The sequence below is a fragment of the Aquimarina amphilecti genome, assembly GCF_900109375.1.
GTDB classification, from domain to species: Bacteria; Bacteroidota; Bacteroidia; order Flavobacteriales; family Flavobacteriaceae; genus Aquimarina; species Aquimarina amphilecti.
Genome location: NZ_FOAB01000005.1, coordinates 355,565 through 376,319, shown reverse-complemented (window position 1 = coordinate 376,319; position 20,755 = coordinate 355,565). Strand labels below are relative to the sequence as shown.

The following is a 20,755-nucleotide window of genomic DNA, read 5'->3' as shown; positions in this document are numbered from 1 at the left end:
ATTAGAGATTTGTGTTTTCTATTACACAAGCATATCCTTGTCCTACACCTACACACATTGTAATTAGTGCATAGCGCTTATTTTGTTCTTGCAATTCTAAAGCAGCTGAGTATGCTATTCTGGTTCCTGTTACTCCTAAAGGGTGTCCAATAGCTATAGAACCTCCATTAGGGTTTATTCTAGGATCATCATCTTTTAACCCCCATTCTCTAATACAAGCTAAGGCTTGTGAAGCAAAAGCCTCATTAAGTTCAATAACATCAATATCATCCATTGTGATTCCTGCTTTTTCTAATGCTTTATTAGAAGCTTGAACAGGCCCAATTCCCATAATTCTTGGTTCTACTCCTACTACAGCAGAACTTACAATTCTTGCCAAAGGTTTTAGATTATACTTTTTAACTGCATCTTCAGAAGCAATTATAGTAGCTGCAGCCCCATCATTTAAACCAGAGGAATTTCCTGCAGTTACGCTTCCGTCTTTTCTGAACGCAGGACGAAGCTTTGCCAAAACTTCTTTACTAGTTGAGGACTTTATAAATTCATCGTTAGAAAACTGAATTGGATCTTTTTTTCGTTGCGGAATTTCTACTATTGAAATCTCTTTTGCTAATCTACCCGATTCTTGGGATTTAGAAGCCTTCATTTGACTCCAATACGCAAAAGCATCTTGATCTTCTCTTGAAATATTATACTTCTCTACTAAATTTTCTGCCGTAGTACCCATTCCGTCCGTACCATATAATTCCTGCATTTTTTTATTTACAAATCTCCATCCAAAACTAGAATCATACATTTTAGAATCATTACCAAATGCAGAAGAAGGCTTAGCAATTACGTACGGACCACGTGTCATATTTTCTACTCCTCCCGAAATAAAAAGATCTCCATCACCTGCTTTTATAGCTCTATTAGCATGGATTATTGCTGAGAGTCCAGAACTACATAAACGATTTACAGTTTCTCCGGGAACTGTAAATGGAAGTCCTGCTAATAATGAACACATCCTAGCAACATTTCGATTATCTTCTCCCGCCTGATTTGCACACCCCATAATCACATCATCATAGTCTTCCTTAGGGATATTCGGATTTTTCTTTACTAACTCTTTAATTACTAAAGCCCCTAAATCATCTGTTCTAATCGCAGATAATGTTCCTTTATAACTTCCTATTGGAGTTCTAACTCCATCTATTATATACGCTTCTTTCATGTATTATTAGTTTTTCAGCTGTGCTGTTACAACAGATTTTTCTATAAGTGGCAAATATTTAGACTCTTCCTTTTCCATGAAATAAGAAGATATCATTATTGTTTTTTCTCCTGCAGGTAGAGCATACATAATCATAATCATTTTATCACCTGTCTCGTCTAAAGTCATAGATTTTTGAACAAGTACTTTTCTGCCTTCGATCTCAGTCTCTTTTACACCTAAAGAAGTTACTCCATTTTGTTCTTCTGGCTCTTTCATTATTTTCTCTTTGAATGCATCATATGGTTGTGGTGCCAGCATTTTCATGATCCCCGCAGACATATCTTCATTAGCGCGATTTGTTCCATTATCAACCACAAAGACTGTTTCATCTATCTCCATCACTATTTCATCATTAAACAAACCTCCTAATGCATCTTGAAGTTCTTCTGAGTTATTTTCTTCCGTTTCCGTAGTAATTGGTTCCGTTCCTTTCAATGTTTCTTTCTTTGATCTGTTCTCCTTTCCACAGGAAATAACTGATAAAAACATTATAGCTATTAAAAAAATTCTCATTGGTTTGTGTTAATTAATTTTGGTTACTATTGCCAATCTTTATTGGTTCTGTATACTACTCCTTTAAAAAGAGCTACAATCTGTTCTCCTCTTTTGACTTCAACAATATTAAATCCGATTTTGGTTTTAGCAATATCGGTGACTGCCTCAGCAGTCAGATAATCACCTTCTTCTAATGCTTCGATATGATTAATAGAAGTTTCTATAGAAACTGCATATTTACCATGTGTATTAGCTGAAAAACCAAACGCAGTATCTGCTAAACTATAGGATATTCCTCCGTGAGCTTTCCCCATACTATTAAGCATCTCTTTTCTTATAGTCATGCCTACTTTACACCTTCCTTTTTCTACTTGTAAAACCTCTATTCCCATCCATTGACTAAAAGAGTCTTGGCTTAGCATTTTACTTGGTATTTCTTTTGTATCAATCATAATCTTAGTAATCAACTAGCTGGAAAAAAGGTTCTATTTTCTCTATCCATTCTTCTTAACAATGGGCTACAACGATATCTATCCTCTCGATATTCATTGTATAACTTATCTAACTTACTTACACACCAATCGATTCCTTTTTTATCCGCCCAAGCTAGTAAACCATAAGGATAGTTAACTCCTTTGGTCATTGCATTATCAATATCTTCTGTCGAAGCGATATTCCAAAACAAAGCATCTGCTGCCTCATTAATTAACATTACTAATACACGATTAAAAATATACTGAGAAAGCTCTTCTTTAGATAGTTTTTCTGCCCCACTAGAAGTTATCGAACTACTTATATTTTGGGAAACTATTTTTCCTTGCTCGTCATAATTATAATATCCTTTTCCAGATTTTCTTCCCAAATATCCAGCTTCTGATAACCTTTTTTGAGTAAATGACGGTTTATATCTAGGGTCATAATAAAACGCTTTGAATACAGTTTCTGTAACTGTATAGTTAACATCATTCCCAATAAAATCCATCAGTTCAAAAGGGCCCATTCTAAAACCTCCCAATTCTTTCAAACTATGGTCAATTGTTACTAAATCTGCTAACCCTTCTTCATATATACGAAGTGATTCTCCATAAAAAGGTCTTGCTACACGATTGACAATAAAACCAGGTGTATCTTTTGCTATTGCAACTACCTTTTTCCAATCTTTTATTATGTTCGCAACTTTGTTTTTTACTTCCTCTGAGGTTTGTACAGCCGGTATTATTTCGACCAATTTCATTAATGGAGCAGGATTAAAAAAATGAATTCCTATACAACGTTCAGGTTTTTGTAAAGAAGATGCTATAGAAGCTATTGACAAAGAAGAAGTGTTTGATGCAATAATAGCATCATCAGAAACATACTTTTCAAGCTCAGAAAATACTTTTTTCTTGATTTCTAAATTTTCAATAATTGCCTCAATCGTTAAATCCGTATCACCTAAGTCTTTTAATTCATTGACATAAGAAATATTAGTTTGTATGCGCTGCTTTTCTGCTTCATCAATTCTACCTTTTTCTATAAGACGAGAAAGAATTTTTTCTAACCCTTTTTGGCTTTTATCAAGGGCTTCTTGTTTTGTGTCAAATACTTTTACTTTGCATCCAGAAGTAGCAGCTACTTGTGCTATTCCACTGCCCATTGTCCCAGAACCTATTACTCCTACGATCATATCTTAATTTCCTTTAAAAACAGGTTTTCTTTTTTCTATAAAAGCATTTACACCCTCTGCATAATCGTTACTTTCTGCAGCTTCTATTTGTAAATCAGATTCTATTTCTAACTGTTGATCCAATGTGTTTACCATAGATTGGTTTAACAACCTTTTAGTAAGTCCCAAAGCTTTTGTTGGCATTTGAGCAACTTTAATTGCTAATTTCATTGACTCTTCTTCAAAGGTATCTACAGAAAACACCTTATACAACATTCCTAACCCTTCGGCTTGATCAGCCGTCACCTTATCTCCTAACATCATTAATGCTGATGCTTTCTGAAAGCCGATTAATCTTGGAAGAAAAAAAGTTCCTGCACTATCAGGAATTAAACCAATTTTACTAAATGCTTGAATAAAGCTTGCTGCCTCAGATGCTATAACAATATCACAAGCTAAAGCTATATTTGCACCAGCACCAGCTGCAACTCCATTAACAGCTGCAATAATTGGTTTTTCTATACTTCTTATCCTTTGTACTATTGGGTTATAATGCTCTTCTAATATTTTTCTGAAGCCTGGATTTAGTTCTGGAGAGGTCACTTCTTTTAAATCTTGACCTGCACAAAATGCTTTGCCATTACCTGTTAATATGATAGCTCTAACCTCATCATTATTTTCACAAGAATCCAAAGTGTTTTGTAATTTTAACGCCATTTCTCTATTGAAACTATTAAAAGTTTCAGGACGATTTAAAGTTACCTTAGCTATATTATTTTCTATTTTTAATTCTATTGAATTCACAAGTATATCTTTAATTAAAATTTGAAATTTCTATTTTAAACATTTGAAGTAATCAAAAGGTTCCAAACAATCATCACATTTAAATAATGCTTTACAAGCAGTAGATCCAAACTGACTTATCATATTTGTATTTGTCGATCCACATTGAGGACATTTTACTATGCGCTTATTCCCTAATAAAACTTCTTTATCAGCTTCTTCTTCTAAAGGAGCAGCGATTCCATAATCTTCAAGGGCTTTTCTTCCTCTAGGTGTAATCCAATCTGTAGTCCAAGCCGGAGAGAGCACCAATGAAACCTTAGCATTCATCTTTTCTTTTTGGAAAGCGCTTACGATATCATCCCCTATAACATCCATAGCTGGGCACCCACTATATGTGGGAGTAATAGTAACAAGCACAGTATCATCAACGATTTTAGCAGATCGTACAACGCCCATATCCATAATAGATAATACGGGAATCTCAGGATCACTTACTTTCTCTAGAATCGCGTATAATTTTGGATCAATATGTTGTTCTAACGTGATTGTCATATTACTTTAAAATTACTTTTGAAAACAACCCTTTGACTAACTGCGTGAATTATATCTAATATATGATCACCACTTCATATTTGGGTAGGTCCTCTGCATATATTGAAGATCTGAAAGGAGGTATCCCATATGTTCACTATGGATCCCTTCTTTTCCTCCTTTTCTAAACCATTTCAGTTCAGGAGGTATAAGAGTCGCTTCTTCTAAAATTTCGTTTATAACTTGGTAGTATTTTTCTTTTAAGAGACTAACATCTACTCCAACACCATTTTCAAGCATATTTTTATCATCTTCTGTAAGATGAAATAATTCATCGGTAAACTTCCAAAGATCATTTACAGCATCCTGAACCTTCTTTCTACTAACCTCTGTCCCATCTCCCAGTCTTTTGATCCAATCAGACGAAAAACGTTGATGATAACTAACTTCTTTTATTGATTTCTTTGCAATTGCAGAAAGTATTTCATCATCACTATTTTGTAACTCTTCTAGCAGTAATAAATGAAAAACATCATAAAAAAACTGACGAGTAATAACATACCCAAAATTAACATTTGGTTGTTCTACCAATAGTACATTTTTATATTGTCTTTCTGTTCTCAAGAAAGCTATATCATCTTCTGTTACCTTATCCCCGGAAAGTTGTGCAGCATATTGATAATAACAACGTGTTTGTCCTAATAAATCTAATGCTATATTAGTACATGCTATATCCGTTTCTAAATTTGGTCCATGCCCACATAATTCAGAAAGTCGCTGTCCTAAGATTAAAGCATTATCAGCAATTCCGTAGATATATTGAATTAAATTTTCTTTTTTCATTTTAAAAAATCGCATTAATTAAGCAAATTGCCATTTTACACATATATTATGCTTTTACGCACTACATATGTTTTACCTCATCAGGTAGTGTATAAAAAGTAGGGTGCCTATATACTTTGTCTTGAGCAGGCTCAAACAATTCTCCATTATTTTCTGGATTGGAAGCAGTTATATGCTTAGATTCCACCACCCAAATGCTTACTCCTTCGCTTCTGCGAGTATATACATCTCTAGCATTTTCTAATGCCATTTCTTCATCTGCGGCGTGTAAACTCCCAAAATGACGGTGCTCTAAACCATTCTTACTTCTTACAAAGACTTCCCAAAGTGGCCAATTTTTTTTCATAATTAGTATGCCCTTATTCCCAAACCTTCTACTAGAAAGAAATGAGGTAATAAGGAATTTATTAAATTGCTTTCTTTATTTTATTATTCTGTTGTTTTTCGGCATAAGCCATAGCAGCATCACGTACCCATTCTCCTTCTTCCCAAGCGTTAACTCTTGCCGACAACCTTTCCTTATTACAAGGACCATGTCCCTTAACTACCTGCCAAAACTCATCCCAGTCGATATCCCCAAAATCATAATGCTTTTTTTCCTCATTCCATTTCAAATTTGGATCAGGAACAGTAAGACCAATAAGATCTGCCTGAGGAACAGTTTGATCAATAAATTGTTGACGAAGTTCATCATTGGTTTTACGTTTCAACTTCCATTTCATGGATTGTTCTGTATGCACAGATTCTGCATCACTAGGACCAAGCATCATAAGGGATGGCCACCACCATCTATTTAAAGCATCCTGAGCCAACTCTTTTTGCTCTGGCGTCCCTTTAGCCAATGTCATCATAATTTCATACCCTTGACGTTGGTGGAAACTTTCTTCTTTACAAACACGGATCATTGCTCTTGCGTAAGGACCATATGAAGTACTACATAAAGGTACCTGATTAATTATTGCTGCTCCATCAACCAACCAGCCAATTGCACCTATGTCCGCCCATGTTAGAGTAGGATAATTAAAAATACTAGAATATTTAGCTTTCCCAGAGTGTAGTTGTTCATATAATTCTTCTCTAGAAATCCCTAAAGTTTCGCAAGCACTATATAAGTATAATCCATGTCCAGCTTCATCTTGTACTTTAGCCAACAATGCAACTTTACGTCTCATAGATGGAGCTCTAGATATCCAATTACCTTCTGGTAACATTCCTACTATTTCTGAGTGCGCATGTTGCGATATTTGTCTTATATGAGTCTTTCGATACTTTTCGGGCATCCAATCTTTAGGTTCGATTTTTTCATCTCTGGCAATTCTTTGATCAAAAAGTTCTTCCAGATTTTTTATTTCTTTTTCACTCATAATATTGGAGTTTTATTATTCTGAAACGGAGTTCAGCTTACTTCTCAGAATTATAACATATTCTGATTACACGTCAAAATCAACTACTACTTTTTCCGTAGTTGGCACTGCCTGACAAGATAGCACTAGCCCTTTAGCTACTTCATCTTCCTCGAGTGCATAATTTATTTTCATCTCTACTTCTCCTTCTATCAATTTACATTTACAAGTACTACAGACACCACCTTTACAAGCAAAAGGAAGGTCGGCTCCAGCAGCTAAAGCTCCATCTAGGATGTTATCATAGTCGTCATCCATTCCAAAATGAAATTCTTTACCTCCATCAATAATAGTAACTTCAGTCCCTTCAAACTTATGCTCTATAGCTATTGCAGCTCTTTTTTTATCTTCTTCGGTAGCACCAGAAAAAAACAACTCATAATGAATATTATCTTTAGATAATCCAGCATTAACTAGTTCATCTCTAATCAAGAAAATCATTTCTTCTGGACCGCAAATAAAACACTCATCCACCTCTGAAACATTAATAATTTTATTAGAAAGTTCCTTCAACTTTTCTGATGTAAATCTCCCATTTAACAATGGTATATCTCTGTGTTCTTTCGTTAAGAAATAAAATATTTCAAACCTTCCAAAATATGTATTTCTAAGCGCTTCTATCTCTTCTTTAAAGATAATAGATTTAACAGTGCGATTCAAGTAAAATAACTTGAATGTACTATTAGGTTCTAAAGCCAAATGGGTTTTTATAATGGAAAGAATTGGAGTAATCCCACTACCTGCAGCAAAAACAATATAGTTTTTAGATGCGGTTGGATCTACTTCTGTAAAAAAACCTCCATTAGGAGGTAGCACCTCTAATTCATCGCCAGCCTTTAATACATTACAAGCATAATTAGAAAACAACCCTCCATCTATTCTTTTAACTGCTACTTTCCATTTATCATCAATAGGACTTGAACATAAGGAATAACTACGCCTTACTTCTTGTCCATTCAACACTGTTTTTAAAGTTAAATACTGACCTTGTTTATATGCGAATTCTTCTTTTAGATTTTGAGGAATATCAAAAGTTATTGAAGTACAGTCCTTAGTTTCTTTAAGAACTTCCGCTATTTTTATGGTATGAAAATCGCTCATGAAATATTACACTATAACGTTATAGTAGAACAAAACTAACAATTGTTAGTTTGATAAGCAATTAATTAAGTGTTAATTTTAAACTACACCTTGCAGTAATACCGCAATCATATCTTTTTTAAGTATCCCTGCATCAATATTTTTTTGTTTTGGATACCATAAATAAAGTGTTCTTAAGGTAGATAATGTAGAGAAAACAATGATTTCAATATTATTAGATTTGATCTCTTTAGCATCCACTCCTTTTCGAACAATCTGTCTAAAATTTTCTTCATAATCATTTCGCATTTTCTCAAAAGACAAGAGATTCTCTTCCTCCAAATGCATCCAATCATTATTAAGTGATGCTAACCCATCAGCATTCCGTAAAGTAACATCAATATGAAGACTTATTATATTTTCTAACTTTCTGATTGCGCTTTGATCAGAATTAACTATTAGATTCATTCCTGTGGTAAATTCCTCGGCAAGCTCAATAATAATTGTAGATAAGATTTCTTGTTTAGATTGAATATGATTATACAAACTAGCGGCTTTGATCCCCATTGCGGTTGCCAAATCTCTCATTGTAACAGCACTATACCCCTTTTCTTTAAAAAGAATAGCCGCGGCGTTTACAATTTCTTGCTTTCTACTTTCTGGTTTCATTGAAAATGGGGTTTACATATTGATAAAAAACCTTAATCTCTAACAAAACCCTTCTTTTAGAGATTAAAGACTAAAATATGATAAATTTGTTATATTCGAAAAATTACTACATTTCTTTAATGTTCTTTATTAAATCCAACTTATTATGAAATATGCAGGTTTATTTTTAATTTCTCTTTTATTATTTGGTAACTGCAATACTATGAATGCTGTTAACTCTAATGACACTGAAACTGTAGTTCAATCAAAACCTAAAGGTACTTATTTAGTAACCTCGCTTTATGGAGTTGATGTTTCTAAACACAAACTTACTTTAATATTTAATCCTACTAAAAAGACAATTTCTGGTTTTGCTGGGTGTAATTCTTATTCTTGCGAATATAACATAGAAGAAAATTCTCTAACCACTGGATTCCCAATTGGTACTAAGATATATTGTGAAGAAACTAGTAACATTGAAAAAGATTTTTTTAAGATTTTCTCGGAAGAGAAAAATCAAAAACTGGAAGGAAACATCCTATATTTAACTAATCAAAATAATCAGAAAATTCTCATCGCCGAAAAAACTTCTTAAACCTGTTATCTAACTATTATTTTTTTAGTAAAACTACCTCCAACCGAAAGGTTTTCCATACAAACAAAATACATCCCCGAAGACACTGAAGACAAATCGATCTCTCTATCCTCTCCTGTTTGTCCTTCTAAAACTAATTGTCCGAATATATCAAAAACCATATAACTGAATTCACTTTCATCTCCATCAGAAATCATTAAAATACCTTCTGTCGGATTAGGAAAAAGAACAACTTCTTCTGGAGTTCCTCCACCTCCATCTCCTGGATCATCTCCTTGAGAAAGTGCATTAAGTGTTGTTCTTCCTGTATTTTCTGGATCAAGCCAGTTTGACAATCTAGTACCATCTGTAGTTCCAAAATCCCAAGAAATACTAAACCTTCCATAAAAATCAGGCGCCCCATTATCATTTGTTCCAGAACAAGCAGCACCTCCTCCAGCAAGTTGTCCAACAATTCTACCCGAAGGATCAAAAATAGCAGAACCGGAAGAACCTCCCTCAGTAACACCCAAATCCCAATCATCCACTCTCCAAGTATCAACCGGATCAGGTATACCTCCTATATTTACATTATCAGCGATGGTTGGACTTACATTCTCTCTACACACCTTCATTATATCTCCATCTGGGTGATGAACCCCAACAACAAAACTTGGAGTATTACCAGTTCTATCCCAACCAGCCCAATCAATATCCCAATCTTCATCTAACCCACCTGTAATTTCGACAAGCTGCACATCGGATTCTGGATTAATAGCTCTAGAAATAGCGCCACTAGTGGTTTGAAAGTAATTTGACGGACCGTTGTCTGTACTGTTTTCTGTTGTTGCACATACTGCATTAGTACTTATCCAATTAAACCGAAAAGCCCAATTAGCATTTGCCGTTCCGCAATGATTTGCTGTAAGAAAATATGGAGCTTTATCATTACTAGTATTATTAATTAAGGTTCCTGTACAAAATCCGCTATTTCCAACGAGAGTAATCCCAACAGCTTTTTTGATAATATCTTTTAAACTATCAAAATCTGATCCTACAGGACAATTAACATCTTGATTACAATTACCCGATGTATTTAAATCTTTTTGAAATGCTTTAAAGTTACTTACACTTCTGTACCCATGAACAACAGAACCTATATTCAACTTACCTTTCCCCTTTACCGCATTTGGCTCATAGTACTCAATTATTATACTTTCTCCATCAGCAAGCCAAGTACCAATTGTCTCATCAGTATTATTCATCTTGTCTGTATACGCACCTAAGTGAAAAGTTTTTTCCTCGTTATACAAATACACCTTACCACCTTCAGGCATTTTAAAAGAATTAAAAACAAAATTCAGCGTATTAGCACCTTCTGAAATAATATTTATTCTCCAGATTCTATCACCATTAGGAAGCTCGCTCCATAGACCTGAATTTGTAATACCTAGATCAACTTTGAACTCATGACCAAATCTATAAATTTTGGATTTATCTTTATCATTGATTTCATCCTCTTCTTTTAATTTTTGGAAATCAAAATTTGGCATCACAACAGATGGCACCTTAATTTCACGTATTGTTTTACTAAGATCTAGGTCGGAACTCTTAGGAAATTCATTAGTTACTTGACCAAAGATCGTAACATTAAAAACTAATACTAGAAGATAAAAAACAAGTTTTTTCATAATATCCATATGATCTATTAAATTGGTCTAATTTTAAAATTTATTACTTTCGGCGAGATAAAAAATCAAATAATCCACTTGTAATAATAACAGCATATTTGCTTAAAACCCTACACTACGTAAACAAAATTAGTTAATTAATTCTAATCTTAGCATTAAAACCAGTACTTTTCACCATCAAGAAATTAGCACCAAAAATTTGATTTAGAAATGCCATTACAAATAGAATCCAATCCTTTACTTGACAGATTACCTCCTCATTTAAAGCAATTTATCAAACCTCAAAACTATGATGAATACACTGCAATTGATCAAGCTGTATGGAGGTATGTGATGCGCAAAAATATAGTCTCTTTAAGTAAAGTGGCACATAAATCCTATTTAAAAGGTCTAGAAAAAACAGGAATTTCTATTGACGAAATTCCAAGTATGTATGGAATGAATAGAATACTGAAAGAAATTGGATGGGCAGCTGTTGCGGTTGATGGATTTATTCCTCCAAATGCTTTTATGGAGTTTCAAGCATATAACATTCTAGTTATTGCATCAGACATAAGACAATTAGAGAACATAGAATACACTCCAGCTCCAGATATCATCCATGAAGCGGCGGGACATGCACCAATTATTGCCAATCCTGATTATGCAGAATACTTGCGGCGTTTTGGAAAAATTGGATGTAAAGCTATTTCTTCTAAGAAAGACTATGATATGTACGACGCTGTTCGTACACTCTCAATACTAAAAGAATCTCCAGACACTGATCCGATAACTATACAGAATGCAGAAAACAAAGTAAATGAATTACAAAATCAAAAATCTGAACCCTCGGAAATGGCTTTAATTCGTAATTTACATTGGTGGACTGTAGAATATGGACTCATCGGAAGCGTAGAAGATCCAAAAATTTATGGTGCCGGATTGCTCTCATCCATAGGAGAAAGCGAGTGGTGTATGACGGATAATGTAGAAAAACTACCCTATACTCCTGATGCTGCATTTCGTGATTTTGACATTACCAAACCTCAACCTCAACTATTTGTTACTCCTGATTTTGCTTATCTATGTCAAGTATTAGAAGAATTTGCAGATACTATGGCCTTAAGAAAAGGAGGACATCGCGGACTCGGAAAACTTATTGAGTCTCAAAACTTAGGAACCATTGAGCTAAGTACTGGTTTACAGGTTTCTGGAATATTTACCAGAATGATCAAGAACGAAGATAATGAGGTAATTTATTTTGAAACCGAAGGCCCGACAGCACTATCATTTAGAGAAAAGGAATTGATCGGACAAGGTATCGACATACACCCGAATGGATTTAGATCACCTTTAGGCAAGCTAAAAGGTATCAATCTAGCCATAGAAAACATGTCGCCAAGAGATCTAAAGGCCTATAATTTTTATGATGGAGAGTATATAGAATTCGAGTTTGAAAGCGGTATTACAATTGCCGGAATAAATATTACTGGAATGAGAAACATAAAGGGTGAACTTATTCTCATTCAGTTTAAAGAGTGTACTATTAAATATAAAAACGAATATCTATTCAAACCTGAATGGGGGACTTTTGATTTAGCTGTCGGAAAAGAGATTGTATCTGCATTCTCAGGACCGGCTGACGATTATTCATTTGATATGATCACCCATAATCCAGATATGGATACAATCAAAAAAACTTACTCTCCGGAAAAACAAGAGTTACATTCATTATATCAAGCTGTTAAAAATATAAGAAACGGAGAGAATACTAAATTTTCGTTAGAAGCAGTATTTGACATCATAAAGAAAGATCATTCGGAAGATTGGTTATTACCTATTGAAATTTATGAATTAGTTTATAACAAAGACGTTGATTTCGCTAATATAATTTTGAAGCATTTAGAACAGATTAAAAAGATAAAACCAGGTATAAAACATTTAATTAACAGTGGAGTTGAAATCATTAATCAGAATTCTTTAGCTATTTGATTTTTTTTCAAACTAACTTCACAATAATATTCGTACAAGAGAATTGTCTTTCATAAAATTTGCTATCCACTGATTATTTTCCTGATTTAAAAAATTACTGAGTGATTTTTCTTGTAACCAATAACCTGGTTTCAAAAATCTTACCTAAATGGTCTATAATATAATTTTAATGGAGAAAACAACCAGTGGATAGCATTCTATTTATCTATTTATTTTTCCCTTCTTTTGAGATAGCAAGTATAGTATCTGAAAGATCTCCAGATTTTAACAAACTAATCAAAGCTCTAAAAAGATCAAGTCCATAAATTTTATTGAAGTTTTCTAAAATAGATTTTATCTCTGTAATAGCTATAAAACCTGCTATTATCTTAAGAAAAGGAACTTCATTAACAATAAATTCCTCTAATAAAAATGATGCAAGAATTACTAAGTTATATATAAAAAACTTAGAAATCGTATTACCAATTCTTTCACTACTTATTGGAATTTTATTTTTATAAGCCGCATATGAACCTGTAATAAAATCCACCAAAATCAAGAAGACCATTGTTATCATTACTCCGTTAACTGGTGAAAGAATCGTAAGCAACCAAAACCCCATAGTTATAATTTTATCCATGTTTTATTAATTTTTTATAATCCAATACTCTATTTTTAGGGTATGCTCTTATACACACTCTATTATTTTGATTCCCGCCTAGAACATAAACAAACCCTCTAGTCTCTTTAATAAAAAACCCCACATGACCTTTTCTGCTACACGGTTTTTCTCGCCATAAAATCACAACATCACCAGCATCAGGAGCATCTGTAGATTCACCTACATTGAGCCAACTACGAGCATTAAGTTCTCCTGAATAAGAATGTCCAGTTTTTTTTGCCACCCAATTAGCAAATGCACTACACCAAGCAGTTTCATTATGCAATTGAGCACCATCAAGGCCAATTTCATTAAAATAAGAAAGGATCTGTGGGTGATCTTTAGAACCATTAATCTCTGTAACGCCATACTGAGATAGCGCCATTTCTAAAATATTCATACGTTAAAAAAATTTGATTCCCTCTACAAGAATTGTTTCATCCAAAAAAATAAACCAAGTCACTAAACTTGTTAATATTGTTTCTGAATTTGATTAATCATATAGAGTTTGATTAAGTGTACTAAAAAGTTGAAGTTTTCTGGCTTAATTATAAACCTGCAGGAGCCTAAAAATTCACTTCTTTTTTTGCACATAATTATAGCAAACTGTTATTGCACTTTTCCTATTAATTCTTTATAAAAACCAACAACTTAAGTGCGTTGAAAAGCATATATAAATATACGAAAATACAGGGAATTAATAACGATTTTTAACCGTCTATTACTGCAACTACGGGAGTAAAAAAGGCTGAATTCTTGGTGAGAAAACACCTTAAATTCAACCTTCTAAAAATTAATTGTTTTATTATTTAAAAACTATAGTTACTGAACTACAAATCTTTTCATTTTTTTATCATTATCGTTTCCTACTTGCAAAAGATACAATCCACTAGACAAACCGCTCACATCTACATTGCCGTTATTAATTTTAGTATTTATAACTTTCTGTCCGGCATAATTATAAATGGTAATTTTTGCTTCATCATCAGAAACACCTTTAACGAATAAAACCCCTTGACTAACAGGGTTAGGGTATATCCTAATTGCTTCCTTAAAGCTTAAACTAACAACACTCGCTCTTGAAGCAGTTACGCCACCAATATTTATCGTATAATCCTCTACTTCACCATATGTAAAAATCTCACAAGGAGTAGCAGCGGCATTATATTTTAGAGTTACACGCATTCTTGTTGTTCCTGACAAAGCACTAGAAGGTACGGTAAAATCATATGATTGATTTGCGTCACTACGTGTAGATTCTGAAACTATCAATTCTGAACCTTCAAAAGTTCCATTTTGATTATAATCTATCCAAACATTCCAATATTCAGTATATACAGTTCCTGTATAATTAAGACTTAGTATAATTGTATTTTGTCCATAAGACACCGTACCCGATTGACTTGTGTAATCAGTATATCCGCTGTTAGCTGCAGATGTATTATCAATCCCTCCTATATTAACATAATCAATATACTCATCATTCACATTATTACCTTGACTACTACAATATGTAACTACAACTCCTGTTGTAGTAAAAGTCACAGAATTACTTGCTAAAGAGCTATTGCCTGCAGCATCTTTTGCTACAGCAAAAAATGTATATTCTGAATCAGGATTTAATCCACTAACGGTAGTACTTGCAACCGCTGAAGTAGTAACTAAAGTTGTCCCTTGATAAATTTCATATTCAGAGATACCAATATCATCTGTTGATGTATTCCAAGACAAATCAACCGTTGTTCCGGTAATGTTAGATACTGATAGATTAGTTGGCACTGATGGAGCCTGAGTGTCAGGTGTTGTAGAAATAATTTTAAAATCATCGATCGCTATATCACTTCGAAATCCATTCCCTGTAACCCCTTTAAACCTAAGTTGCATTACCGAACCAGCATATGCAGAAATATCTACCGAAGCCTGATTCCATTGATCTCCCTGACTTCCATTTATACTCCAAAGTGAAGCATAACTTGATCCATCATCAACACTAACTAACACTTCTAAAGAGCCCATATTAGTTCCATTCATATGATAACCAAATTCTAAGGTCGCACCGGTTAGCACTGCCAAATCGATACAAGGACTATCAAATAATGCTATTTTTCCGGGGTATCCGCTGCCATTACCAGAAGCTTCGGTAAACATATAGAACGAACCTTCCTGAGCAGAGGATGGTCCTGTACCACTAGAAGGTGTTCCATTACTACCTCTAACCCAATTAATATCATCATCAATAGAGTTGGTCCAAACACCAATATTAGATTCAAAACCTTCTGCATAAGGAAATGTATTAACTCCTGCACAAGCAGGTACAGCTGTTGTCGTAAAAGACACTGAACTACTATAAGGAGACACTATTGTTCCTGAACATATACTACGAACTTGAGCCTCATAAGTAGTTTCTGTAGTTAAACCAACAAGATTAGTAGTATCTGTATTTACTGAAACTACTGTCCAATTAGCAGTTCCAATTTCTCGATACCTAACATCAAAAGAAGCTCCCGCACTACCCGACCAATTTAAATCGGCACTAGACGCCTGCACAGAAGAAACTGCTAACCCTGTAGGGGCTGCCGCTCCTATCGGAGTTAATTGCACATCTTGTATTACTGATTGATCATCGGTGATCACAACTCCTGCTACAGTTTTTGACTCATAACATTCTGCTTCATAAAGAAGTGTATAGGTACCAGCTTTAATCGGCCTATAATAATCCCCTTCCGGCAGTTCAGTTGGCGTCCATGTTTCGTACGCTTCTTTTCCTACAACAGTTACTTTAGCATAAATCGGTTGATTGGTATTAGCATCAGTAACTACACCACGTATTCCATAATTTACTTGCTTTAAGAAACCAATAAGCGCTTCTTGATTGTAGTTCCAAAAATTGACTAATTGATTCGCTGCGGGAGTTTTTGCGTTAGAAAGTTCGACTGTTAATTCCCTTCCTTTATGAAAATGTATTTGATAATCCTGTCTTCCTCCTTGCACTTCATACCAATCGTACCCATTAGTAATACCATTGTTTAACGCATCAAAATACCCATTTGGACTATTTTGCTGACAAAAATCTCTATATTCCTCGGATACATGAACGAAATAATCTTCATCCGGATGCGCTCCCGCGTAGGTATCCCAAGGATAATTAATTAACTCAATTCCTCCATGAAAATTAGCAGATAATACAAAATGTTTTGATGCTGCAAAATTCATAAAATGCTGTGTTTCTAGTTGATAACTATTACCATCTGGATTAGCACCATCATCTGGGTCTGGATAATTACGATTAAGATCTACATTATTAGCATTACCTCGAGTAGCATTAGCAACCGATGTGTTATTAGTACTATTTCTATAGGTCCCATCAGGATTAGCTAATGGATTAATCCACACTTCATTATTATCTAGAAGCTGTTTGATCTCTAGATGCCTTGGATGTGAGGTGTCGTTATACGCTGTTAACAAAAAATCAATAAGATTAAGCATCATTGGGTATCCCGCAATCTCGTCTCCATGCATAGAAGAAGTATACATAACGCGTGGTTCTTGTTCGTTTGCACCAACATTGTCAGACAACTTAACAAAAAGTAATGCTTTATCTCCCTCCGTAGTAGCTCCAATATTCTCAACTTGACATATAGTTGGATTATTAGTTGCAAAATCATTCATCATACTTACATAATCAGTATATGTTGGGTACGCTGTTAAAGGATATGTAGCAGCTTTTACTAAAAGATCTGATGTCATTGTTCTATACCCAATGATATTATCATCCTCAGTTGTAGTAAAAGGAATATCTTTTTCCAAAAACTGATCAAATTGAGTTTTGTTAGCCATTAGCTTAACAATACCTGTTACTTCATCATAATGAACAATAGACAATCCTTCTGTAGAGGTTTGTAATTGTGCGGGACTACTTATAACTATATCAAATATTACCTCTCCTTTGAGGTTTAGATATTCATTAGCCTGTTCTTTTTGAGTTTGCTGTGCAAATAGCGATACACCTAGAATCAGATAGATCCATAGGGCAAACATACGTTTGTTCTTCATGGTTTTAAGAGTATTTGTGTAAGACTTACTTTGGTTAAGTAGAAGTCTATAGTTAAATTGGTTTTAATAGTTATAAAGATAAGTTAAAAAAACATCAAAAAAAGGTTATAATACGAGATCTTTTTACAGCCTAATACCCCATTTTATCAATAGATTAACTATCAAAAAATACTTTTTACATTATAATATTATAAGTCAATAATGTCACCTTCATATCCGAAGATTCATCAATTAATTCTAGAAATAGTCGAATAAAAAATTCGTGTCATCCGCTCTTAATATTATAAATTGTCTTTAATTTTTTAAAATATTATAAATTGTCTTTTCAGAAATAAAAAGCTGTTCTATCAACTCTTCGACAATAACTTTCATTTGTTTTTCAGAATTATTCTCAACATAATTATGAACAAACTGTTTACGCTTTTCTAACAACAGTTTACTTCGTTGCATATATCATTTAATTAGAATTAAATACAAAACACCACCCTATTCAAACAAAAGTTTGAACAGTTAACCGTCTAAAGTGATTCCAGCACGACGTCTTATACTATCTCACCTGAAAATGTTGCAATTGAATTAACACAAATGTTTGAATGTGAATTATTTTTCATATTTTAGCAACTAATTACAGCACAAATATACAACATTTTACAGAAAATAGCAACAAATAACAGAATTATTCTGTATTTTGTTTTAATTATTTTTCAGAAAAAAAACAAACCAAAACAACTAAAAAGAATGGTAGCGATCGATGTGAAAATTAAGGAGATAATTGATTTTTTTAGTTTAAACAATCATTCTTTTGCTAAAAAAATTGGAGTAACAAGCACAACTATAGACAGTATAACTACCGGAAGACTACAACCTGACGGCTCCAGAAAAAGAACCAAACCCGGATATGATTTATTAGAACGTATTATCGATGAATTTTCCATTGATCCAGAATATCTTTTTGGAAAAAGTAATGATCTATTGAAGCGTGAGAAACAAGAAATTAAAACATATGGTGGAATTCCACAAGTAATCGCTGTAAACCAAGAAGGACATGAAAATATAGTTTACGTACCGATAAAAGCAAGAGCAGGATATTTAGATGGTTATGGCGATACTGAATATATCGAAACTCTTCCTTCTTTTAACATGCCGCATCTTAGTAATGGTACATTTAGATGCTTCGAAGTACAGGGGAACTCCATGGTCAGAACTTTTTTTGATGGAGATCTTGTTTTCGGAAAGTACGTGGAAGATCTAAACGACATAAAGGACGGAAGGATTTACGTAATAATTAGCAAGAATGATGGCATTGTTTTAAAACGAATTATTAATAGAATTGAAGAACGAAGTAAACTTATTCTAAAATCGGACAACAAAGATGGCAATTATCCCACTTATACTATTAACTCAGAAGAAGTTGTAGAAGCCTGGTATGTCACTATGTTTGCTTCTAAACAAATGCCGGAGCCTGTAGATGTTTATGACCGTTTACATGACTTAGAAACTAAAATTGTTCTATTGGAAGAAGAATTAAGAAGGAATAATTAAATAAAGATCGGGCATAACATTTTATAGCCATAACCCGATCTCACGTAAAAAAACCTCACAATAAAGACTTTTATACTTATATACATTTACATCTATTCTAACGATTAGTGATATTAAAAATCAATAGGTTAACATTTTAAAACGTATATTTATGGAACATTTTTTGATGCTATGAAATAAATCAATTTTTAAATCATGAGAGGTTCTAAAATTTTATTTTCTGTTCTACTTTTTATATGTTTTGGGACGATATATTCTCAATCTATAAAAACCCCATCTTTATCCAATAAAAAGACTACCAAGACATTGATCATTGATTCTATTCCGGTAAATGTTTCTAAAAGCTATCGTTTATCTGGAATCAGTAATAATGATAATGATTATAGATTATTTTTTGGAGTTTCCCGAATAACTGATTACCCGTCTTTTGGGATTTCTAGAACTCGGCCGTTCTTAGTAGTCGCAAACAATGCATTTACTCATAAATCTCTATTTGATCCTGTAGTAAATCTTTCATTAGGACAGCAATCTTGGGACAATCCTTTGAATTCTGATTCATTTGGAGCAGGAATAATAGCCGGTAGTTTACAATTGATATCTGGTTTCTTTAATTAACACTTTCTCTCTAATAACCTAGGTACTAAAAATTAGAACGTAATAAAGGCATGTTCTTTTTGAATCTCACTCTTTTTTTGCTCTAGTTTTTGAAGAAATTGTTGATGTTGTTCACTATTAGGATTAAAAGGTCTATGAGATATAGCATTCTGCACTTCTTTCACTTTATTCATAGTAACCAGCGCTTCTTTAGAAATCCAAGTTTGTTTAAAATATTCCCATATATAATCAATTGCTACAGGACTTGGATGAATCATATCTGCATTATAAAACCTATAATCTCTTAACTCATCCATCATAATCTCATAAGAAGGAAAGTAAGCAGTCGTATTATCTTGTCGTCTGGCTTGATGTATTCCTGCAATCAAATGTGATTTACTTTGGTTATTTTCTACAAAACCATCCTTACTATGTCTTACTGGAGAAACAGTAAATATAATTTTCACATTTGGATTTAAACTTTTGATTAAACCAATGTTATTTAATAAACATTGAGTCACTTCTTCTACAGATAAAAGTTCTTTACTAAACTCCTTTTGCGGTACTTTATGGCAGTTTGCCACTACCATATCAAGAGCTTGCAAACGATATACCCAAGATGTACCTAATGTAATACATATATGAGTGGCTGATTTAATCTTTTTATACGTCTCATTTAATGCTCCATTAAGTGACTGCAATAGTTGTTTCTGATCTGGATGACTTAGTTTAGAGTGGGTATCAAAACAATGCCATTGTTCATTATGATAAAACAAATCTGTTTCAGTATACGTTTCTTGTTGGGTCGCCATCCAAAGAAAGGTTTCAATGGCTTTAGGATGAAACAATATTCCGAAAGGATTTACTAAAGATTTGTATTTAAAGTATGAAAATTTTTCTCCAATATTTTCAGCAAAACAAGACCCAAGTAATAATAACTCCGAATTATAATCAATTTTTGGTTGCTGAGGTTTTAAGGGTATTTTGGTTTGTAAGTTCATACG

Annotated in this window: 21 protein-coding genes; 4 read left to right on the top strand and 17 right to left on the bottom strand. The window is 33.5% G+C overall.

Annotated elements, in window-relative coordinates; all coding sequences use genetic code 11:
• Position 1: 1 nt before the first annotated feature.
• From BMY33_RS15060 to BMY33_RS15010, 11 genes are all read right to left on the bottom strand, one after another.
• Entirely contained in the window at positions 2–1,213 is a 1,212-nt protein-coding gene (locus BMY33_RS15060) for a 3-oxoadipyl-CoA thiolase (protein ID WP_091410094.1), read from the bottom strand.
• A gap of 6 nt (positions 1,214–1,219) precedes the next feature.
• A complete protein-coding gene (locus BMY33_RS15055; RefSeq protein ID WP_091410092.1) occupies positions 1,220–1,768 on the bottom strand; it encodes a hypothetical protein in 549 nt (182 codons plus the stop codon).
• A gap of 26 nt (positions 1,769–1,794) precedes the next feature.
• Complete coding sequence (locus BMY33_RS15050; RefSeq protein ID WP_091410332.1) at positions 1,795–2,202, bottom strand: PaaI family thioesterase; 408 nt, start codon at positions 2,200–2,202, stop codon at positions 1,795–1,797.
• A gap of 11 nt (positions 2,203–2,213) precedes the next feature.
• Complete coding sequence (locus tag BMY33_RS15045) at positions 2,214–3,416, bottom strand: 3-hydroxyacyl-CoA dehydrogenase NAD-binding domain-containing protein (RefSeq protein ID WP_091410090.1); 1,203 nt, start codon at positions 3,414–3,416, stop codon at positions 2,214–2,216.
• Positions 3,417–3,419: 3 nt separating this feature from the next.
• A complete protein-coding gene (locus BMY33_RS15040) occupies positions 3,420–4,199 on the bottom strand; it encodes an enoyl-CoA hydratase-related protein (RefSeq protein WP_425284227.1) in 780 nt (259 codons plus the stop codon).
• 30 nt (positions 4,200–4,229) lie between these two features.
• Complete coding sequence (gene paaD / locus BMY33_RS15035; RefSeq protein ID WP_091410086.1) at positions 4,230–4,733, bottom strand: 1,2-phenylacetyl-CoA epoxidase subunit PaaD; 504 nt, start codon at positions 4,731–4,733, stop codon at positions 4,230–4,232.
• 66 nt (positions 4,734–4,799) lie between these two features.
• A complete protein-coding gene (gene paaC, locus BMY33_RS15030) occupies positions 4,800–5,555 on the bottom strand; it encodes a 1,2-phenylacetyl-CoA epoxidase subunit PaaC (RefSeq protein WP_091410085.1) in 756 nt (251 codons plus the stop codon).
• Between the two features lie 61 nt (positions 5,556–5,616).
• The gene (gene paaB, locus BMY33_RS15025; RefSeq protein ID WP_027395271.1) at positions 5,617–5,901 is read right to left on the bottom strand and encodes a 1,2-phenylacetyl-CoA epoxidase subunit PaaB; all 285 of its coding nucleotides are present in this window, start codon (positions 5,899–5,901) and stop codon (positions 5,617–5,619) included.
• A 61-nt stretch (positions 5,902–5,962) separates the two neighbouring features.
• Positions 5,963–6,919 (bottom strand): 1,2-phenylacetyl-CoA epoxidase subunit PaaA, encoded by a 957-nt coding sequence (paaA, locus tag BMY33_RS15020; RefSeq protein WP_091410083.1) that lies wholly within the window; start codon positions 6,917–6,919, stop codon positions 5,963–5,965.
• Between the two features lie 66 nt (positions 6,920–6,985).
• A complete protein-coding gene (paaE, locus tag BMY33_RS15015) occupies positions 6,986–8,059 on the bottom strand; it encodes a 1,2-phenylacetyl-CoA epoxidase subunit PaaE (protein WP_091410081.1) in 1,074 nt (357 codons plus the stop codon).
• 78 nt (positions 8,060–8,137) lie between these two features.
• Positions 8,138–8,707 carry a TetR/AcrR family transcriptional regulator gene (locus BMY33_RS15010; RefSeq protein ID WP_091410080.1) on the bottom strand — a complete coding sequence of 190 codons (570 nt, stop codon included), beginning with the start codon at positions 8,705–8,707 and terminating at the stop codon, positions 8,138–8,140.
• 145 nt (positions 8,708–8,852) lie between these two features.
• Between BMY33_RS15010 and BMY33_RS15005 the strand changes: the two genes are divergently transcribed.
• Positions 8,853–9,281 (top strand): META domain-containing protein, encoded by a 429-nt coding sequence (locus tag BMY33_RS15005; protein WP_091410078.1) that lies wholly within the window; start codon positions 8,853–8,855, stop codon positions 9,279–9,281.
• 5 nt (positions 9,282–9,286) lie between these two features.
• On the opposite strand, the gene BMY33_RS15000 is transcribed toward BMY33_RS15005, so the two are convergent.
• On the bottom strand, positions 9,287–10,951 hold the full coding sequence (locus BMY33_RS15000; RefSeq protein ID WP_170837089.1) for a T9SS type A sorting domain-containing protein: 1,665 nt from the start codon (positions 10,949–10,951) through the stop codon (positions 9,287–9,289).
• A 210-nt stretch (positions 10,952–11,161) separates the two neighbouring features.
• Here BMY33_RS15000 and BMY33_RS14995 point away from each other — a divergent pair, with 210 nt between their 5' ends.
• Complete coding sequence (locus BMY33_RS14995) at positions 11,162–12,922, top strand: aromatic amino acid hydroxylase (protein ID WP_091410075.1); 1,761 nt, start codon at positions 11,162–11,164, stop codon at positions 12,920–12,922.
• Between the two features lie 205 nt (positions 12,923–13,127).
• On the opposite strand, the gene BMY33_RS14990 is transcribed toward BMY33_RS14995, so the two are convergent.
• The 4 genes from BMY33_RS14990 to BMY33_RS23500 all read right to left on the bottom strand — a co-directional run bounded on the left by BMY33_RS14990 (position 13,128) and on the right by BMY33_RS23500 (position 18,065).
• A complete protein-coding gene (locus tag BMY33_RS14990; RefSeq protein WP_091410074.1) occupies positions 13,128–13,541 on the bottom strand; it encodes a phage holin family protein in 414 nt (137 codons plus the stop codon).
• The gene (locus tag BMY33_RS14985) at positions 13,534–13,962 is read right to left on the bottom strand and encodes a TIGR02594 family protein (protein ID WP_091410072.1); all 429 of its coding nucleotides are present in this window, start codon (positions 13,960–13,962) and stop codon (positions 13,534–13,536) included. The genes BMY33_RS14990 and BMY33_RS14985 overlap by 8 nt, the downstream gene beginning before the upstream one ends.
• A gap of 422 nt (positions 13,963–14,384) precedes the next feature.
• On the bottom strand, positions 14,385–17,615 hold the full coding sequence (locus tag BMY33_RS14980) for a M14 family zinc carboxypeptidase (protein WP_091410071.1): 3,231 nt from the start codon (positions 17,613–17,615) through the stop codon (positions 14,385–14,387).
• 294 nt (positions 17,616–17,909) lie between these two features.
• Positions 17,910–18,065 carry a hypothetical protein gene (locus tag BMY33_RS23500; RefSeq protein WP_170837088.1) on the bottom strand — a complete coding sequence of 52 codons (156 nt, stop codon included), beginning with the start codon at positions 18,063–18,065 and terminating at the stop codon, positions 17,910–17,912.
• Between the two features lie 288 nt (positions 18,066–18,353).
• On the opposite strand from BMY33_RS23500, the gene BMY33_RS14975 reads away from it, so the two are divergent.
• Both BMY33_RS14975 and BMY33_RS14970 read left to right on the top strand, forming a co-directional pair.
• Positions 18,354–19,157: a S24 family peptidase gene (locus tag BMY33_RS14975; RefSeq protein WP_091410069.1), complete on the top strand. Its 804-nt coding sequence runs from the start codon at positions 18,354–18,356 to the stop codon at positions 19,155–19,157.
• A gap of 195 nt (positions 19,158–19,352) precedes the next feature.
• Entirely contained in the window at positions 19,353–19,772 is a 420-nt protein-coding gene (locus tag BMY33_RS14970; RefSeq protein WP_091410068.1) for a hypothetical protein, read from the top strand.
• Between the two features lie 32 nt (positions 19,773–19,804).
• Here the strand turns inward: BMY33_RS14970 and BMY33_RS14965 are convergent, their stop codons facing one another.
• Positions 19,805–20,752, bottom strand: coding sequence for a GSCFA domain-containing protein (locus BMY33_RS14965; RefSeq protein ID WP_091410330.1), 948 nt, complete (start codon positions 20,750–20,752; stop codon positions 19,805–19,807).
• Between the last annotated feature and the right edge of the window lie 3 nt (positions 20,753–20,755).

Coding starts and splice junctions, on each gene's coding strand:
- BMY33_RS15060 (WP_091410094.1), bottom strand. CDS start 1,213: ATGAAAGAAGCGTATATAATAGATGGAGTTAGAACTCCAATAGGAAGT.
- BMY33_RS15055 (WP_091410092.1), bottom strand. CDS start 1,768: ATGAGAATTTTTTTAATAGCTATAATGTTTTTATCAGTTATTTCCTGT.
- BMY33_RS15050 (WP_091410332.1), bottom strand. CDS start 2,202: ATGATTGATACAAAAGAAATACCAAGTAAAATGCTAAGCCAAGACTCT.
- BMY33_RS15045 (WP_091410090.1), bottom strand. CDS start 3,416: ATGATCGTAGGAGTAATAGGTTCTGGGACAATGGGCAGTGGAATAGCA.
- paaD (WP_091410086.1), bottom strand. CDS start 4,733: ATGACAATCACGTTAGAACAACATATTGATCCAAAATTATACGCGATT.
- paaC (WP_091410085.1), bottom strand. CDS start 5,555: ATGAAAAAAGAAAATTTAATTCAATATATCTACGGAATTGCTGATAAT.
- paaB (WP_027395271.1), bottom strand. CDS start 5,901: ATGAAAAAAAATTGGCCACTTTGGGAAGTCTTTGTAAGAAGTAAGAAT.
- paaA (WP_091410083.1), bottom strand. CDS start 6,919: ATGAGTGAAAAAGAAATAAAAAATCTGGAAGAACTTTTTGATCAAAGA.
- paaE (WP_091410081.1), bottom strand. CDS start 8,059: ATGAGCGATTTTCATACCATAAAAATAGCGGAAGTTCTTAAAGAAACT.
- BMY33_RS15010 (WP_091410080.1), bottom strand. CDS start 8,707: ATGAAACCAGAAAGTAGAAAGCAAGAAATTGTAAACGCCGCGGCTATT.
- BMY33_RS15005 (WP_091410078.1), top strand. CDS start 8,853: ATGAAATATGCAGGTTTATTTTTAATTTCTCTTTTATTATTTGGTAAC.
- BMY33_RS15000 (WP_170837089.1), bottom strand. CDS start 10,951: ATGAAAAAACTTGTTTTTTATCTTCTAGTATTAGTTTTTAATGTTACG.
- BMY33_RS14995 (WP_091410075.1), top strand. CDS start 11,162: ATGCCATTACAAATAGAATCCAATCCTTTACTTGACAGATTACCTCCT.
- BMY33_RS14990 (WP_091410074.1), bottom strand. CDS start 13,541: ATGGATAAAATTATAACTATGGGGTTTTGGTTGCTTACGATTCTTTCA.
- BMY33_RS14985 (WP_091410072.1), bottom strand. CDS start 13,962: ATGAATATTTTAGAAATGGCGCTATCTCAGTATGGCGTTACAGAGATT.
- BMY33_RS14980 (WP_091410071.1), bottom strand. CDS start 17,615: ATGAAGAACAAACGTATGTTTGCCCTATGGATCTATCTGATTCTAGGT.
- BMY33_RS23500 (WP_170837088.1), bottom strand. CDS start 18,065: ATGCAACGAAGTAAACTGTTGTTAGAAAAGCGTAAACAGTTTGTTCAT.
- BMY33_RS14975 (WP_091410069.1), top strand. CDS start 18,354: ATGGTAGCGATCGATGTGAAAATTAAGGAGATAATTGATTTTTTTAGT.
- BMY33_RS14970 (WP_091410068.1), top strand. CDS start 19,353: ATGAGAGGTTCTAAAATTTTATTTTCTGTTCTACTTTTTATATGTTTT.
- BMY33_RS14965 (WP_091410330.1), bottom strand. CDS start 20,752: ATGAACTTACAAACCAAAATACCCTTAAAACCTCAGCAACCAAAAATT.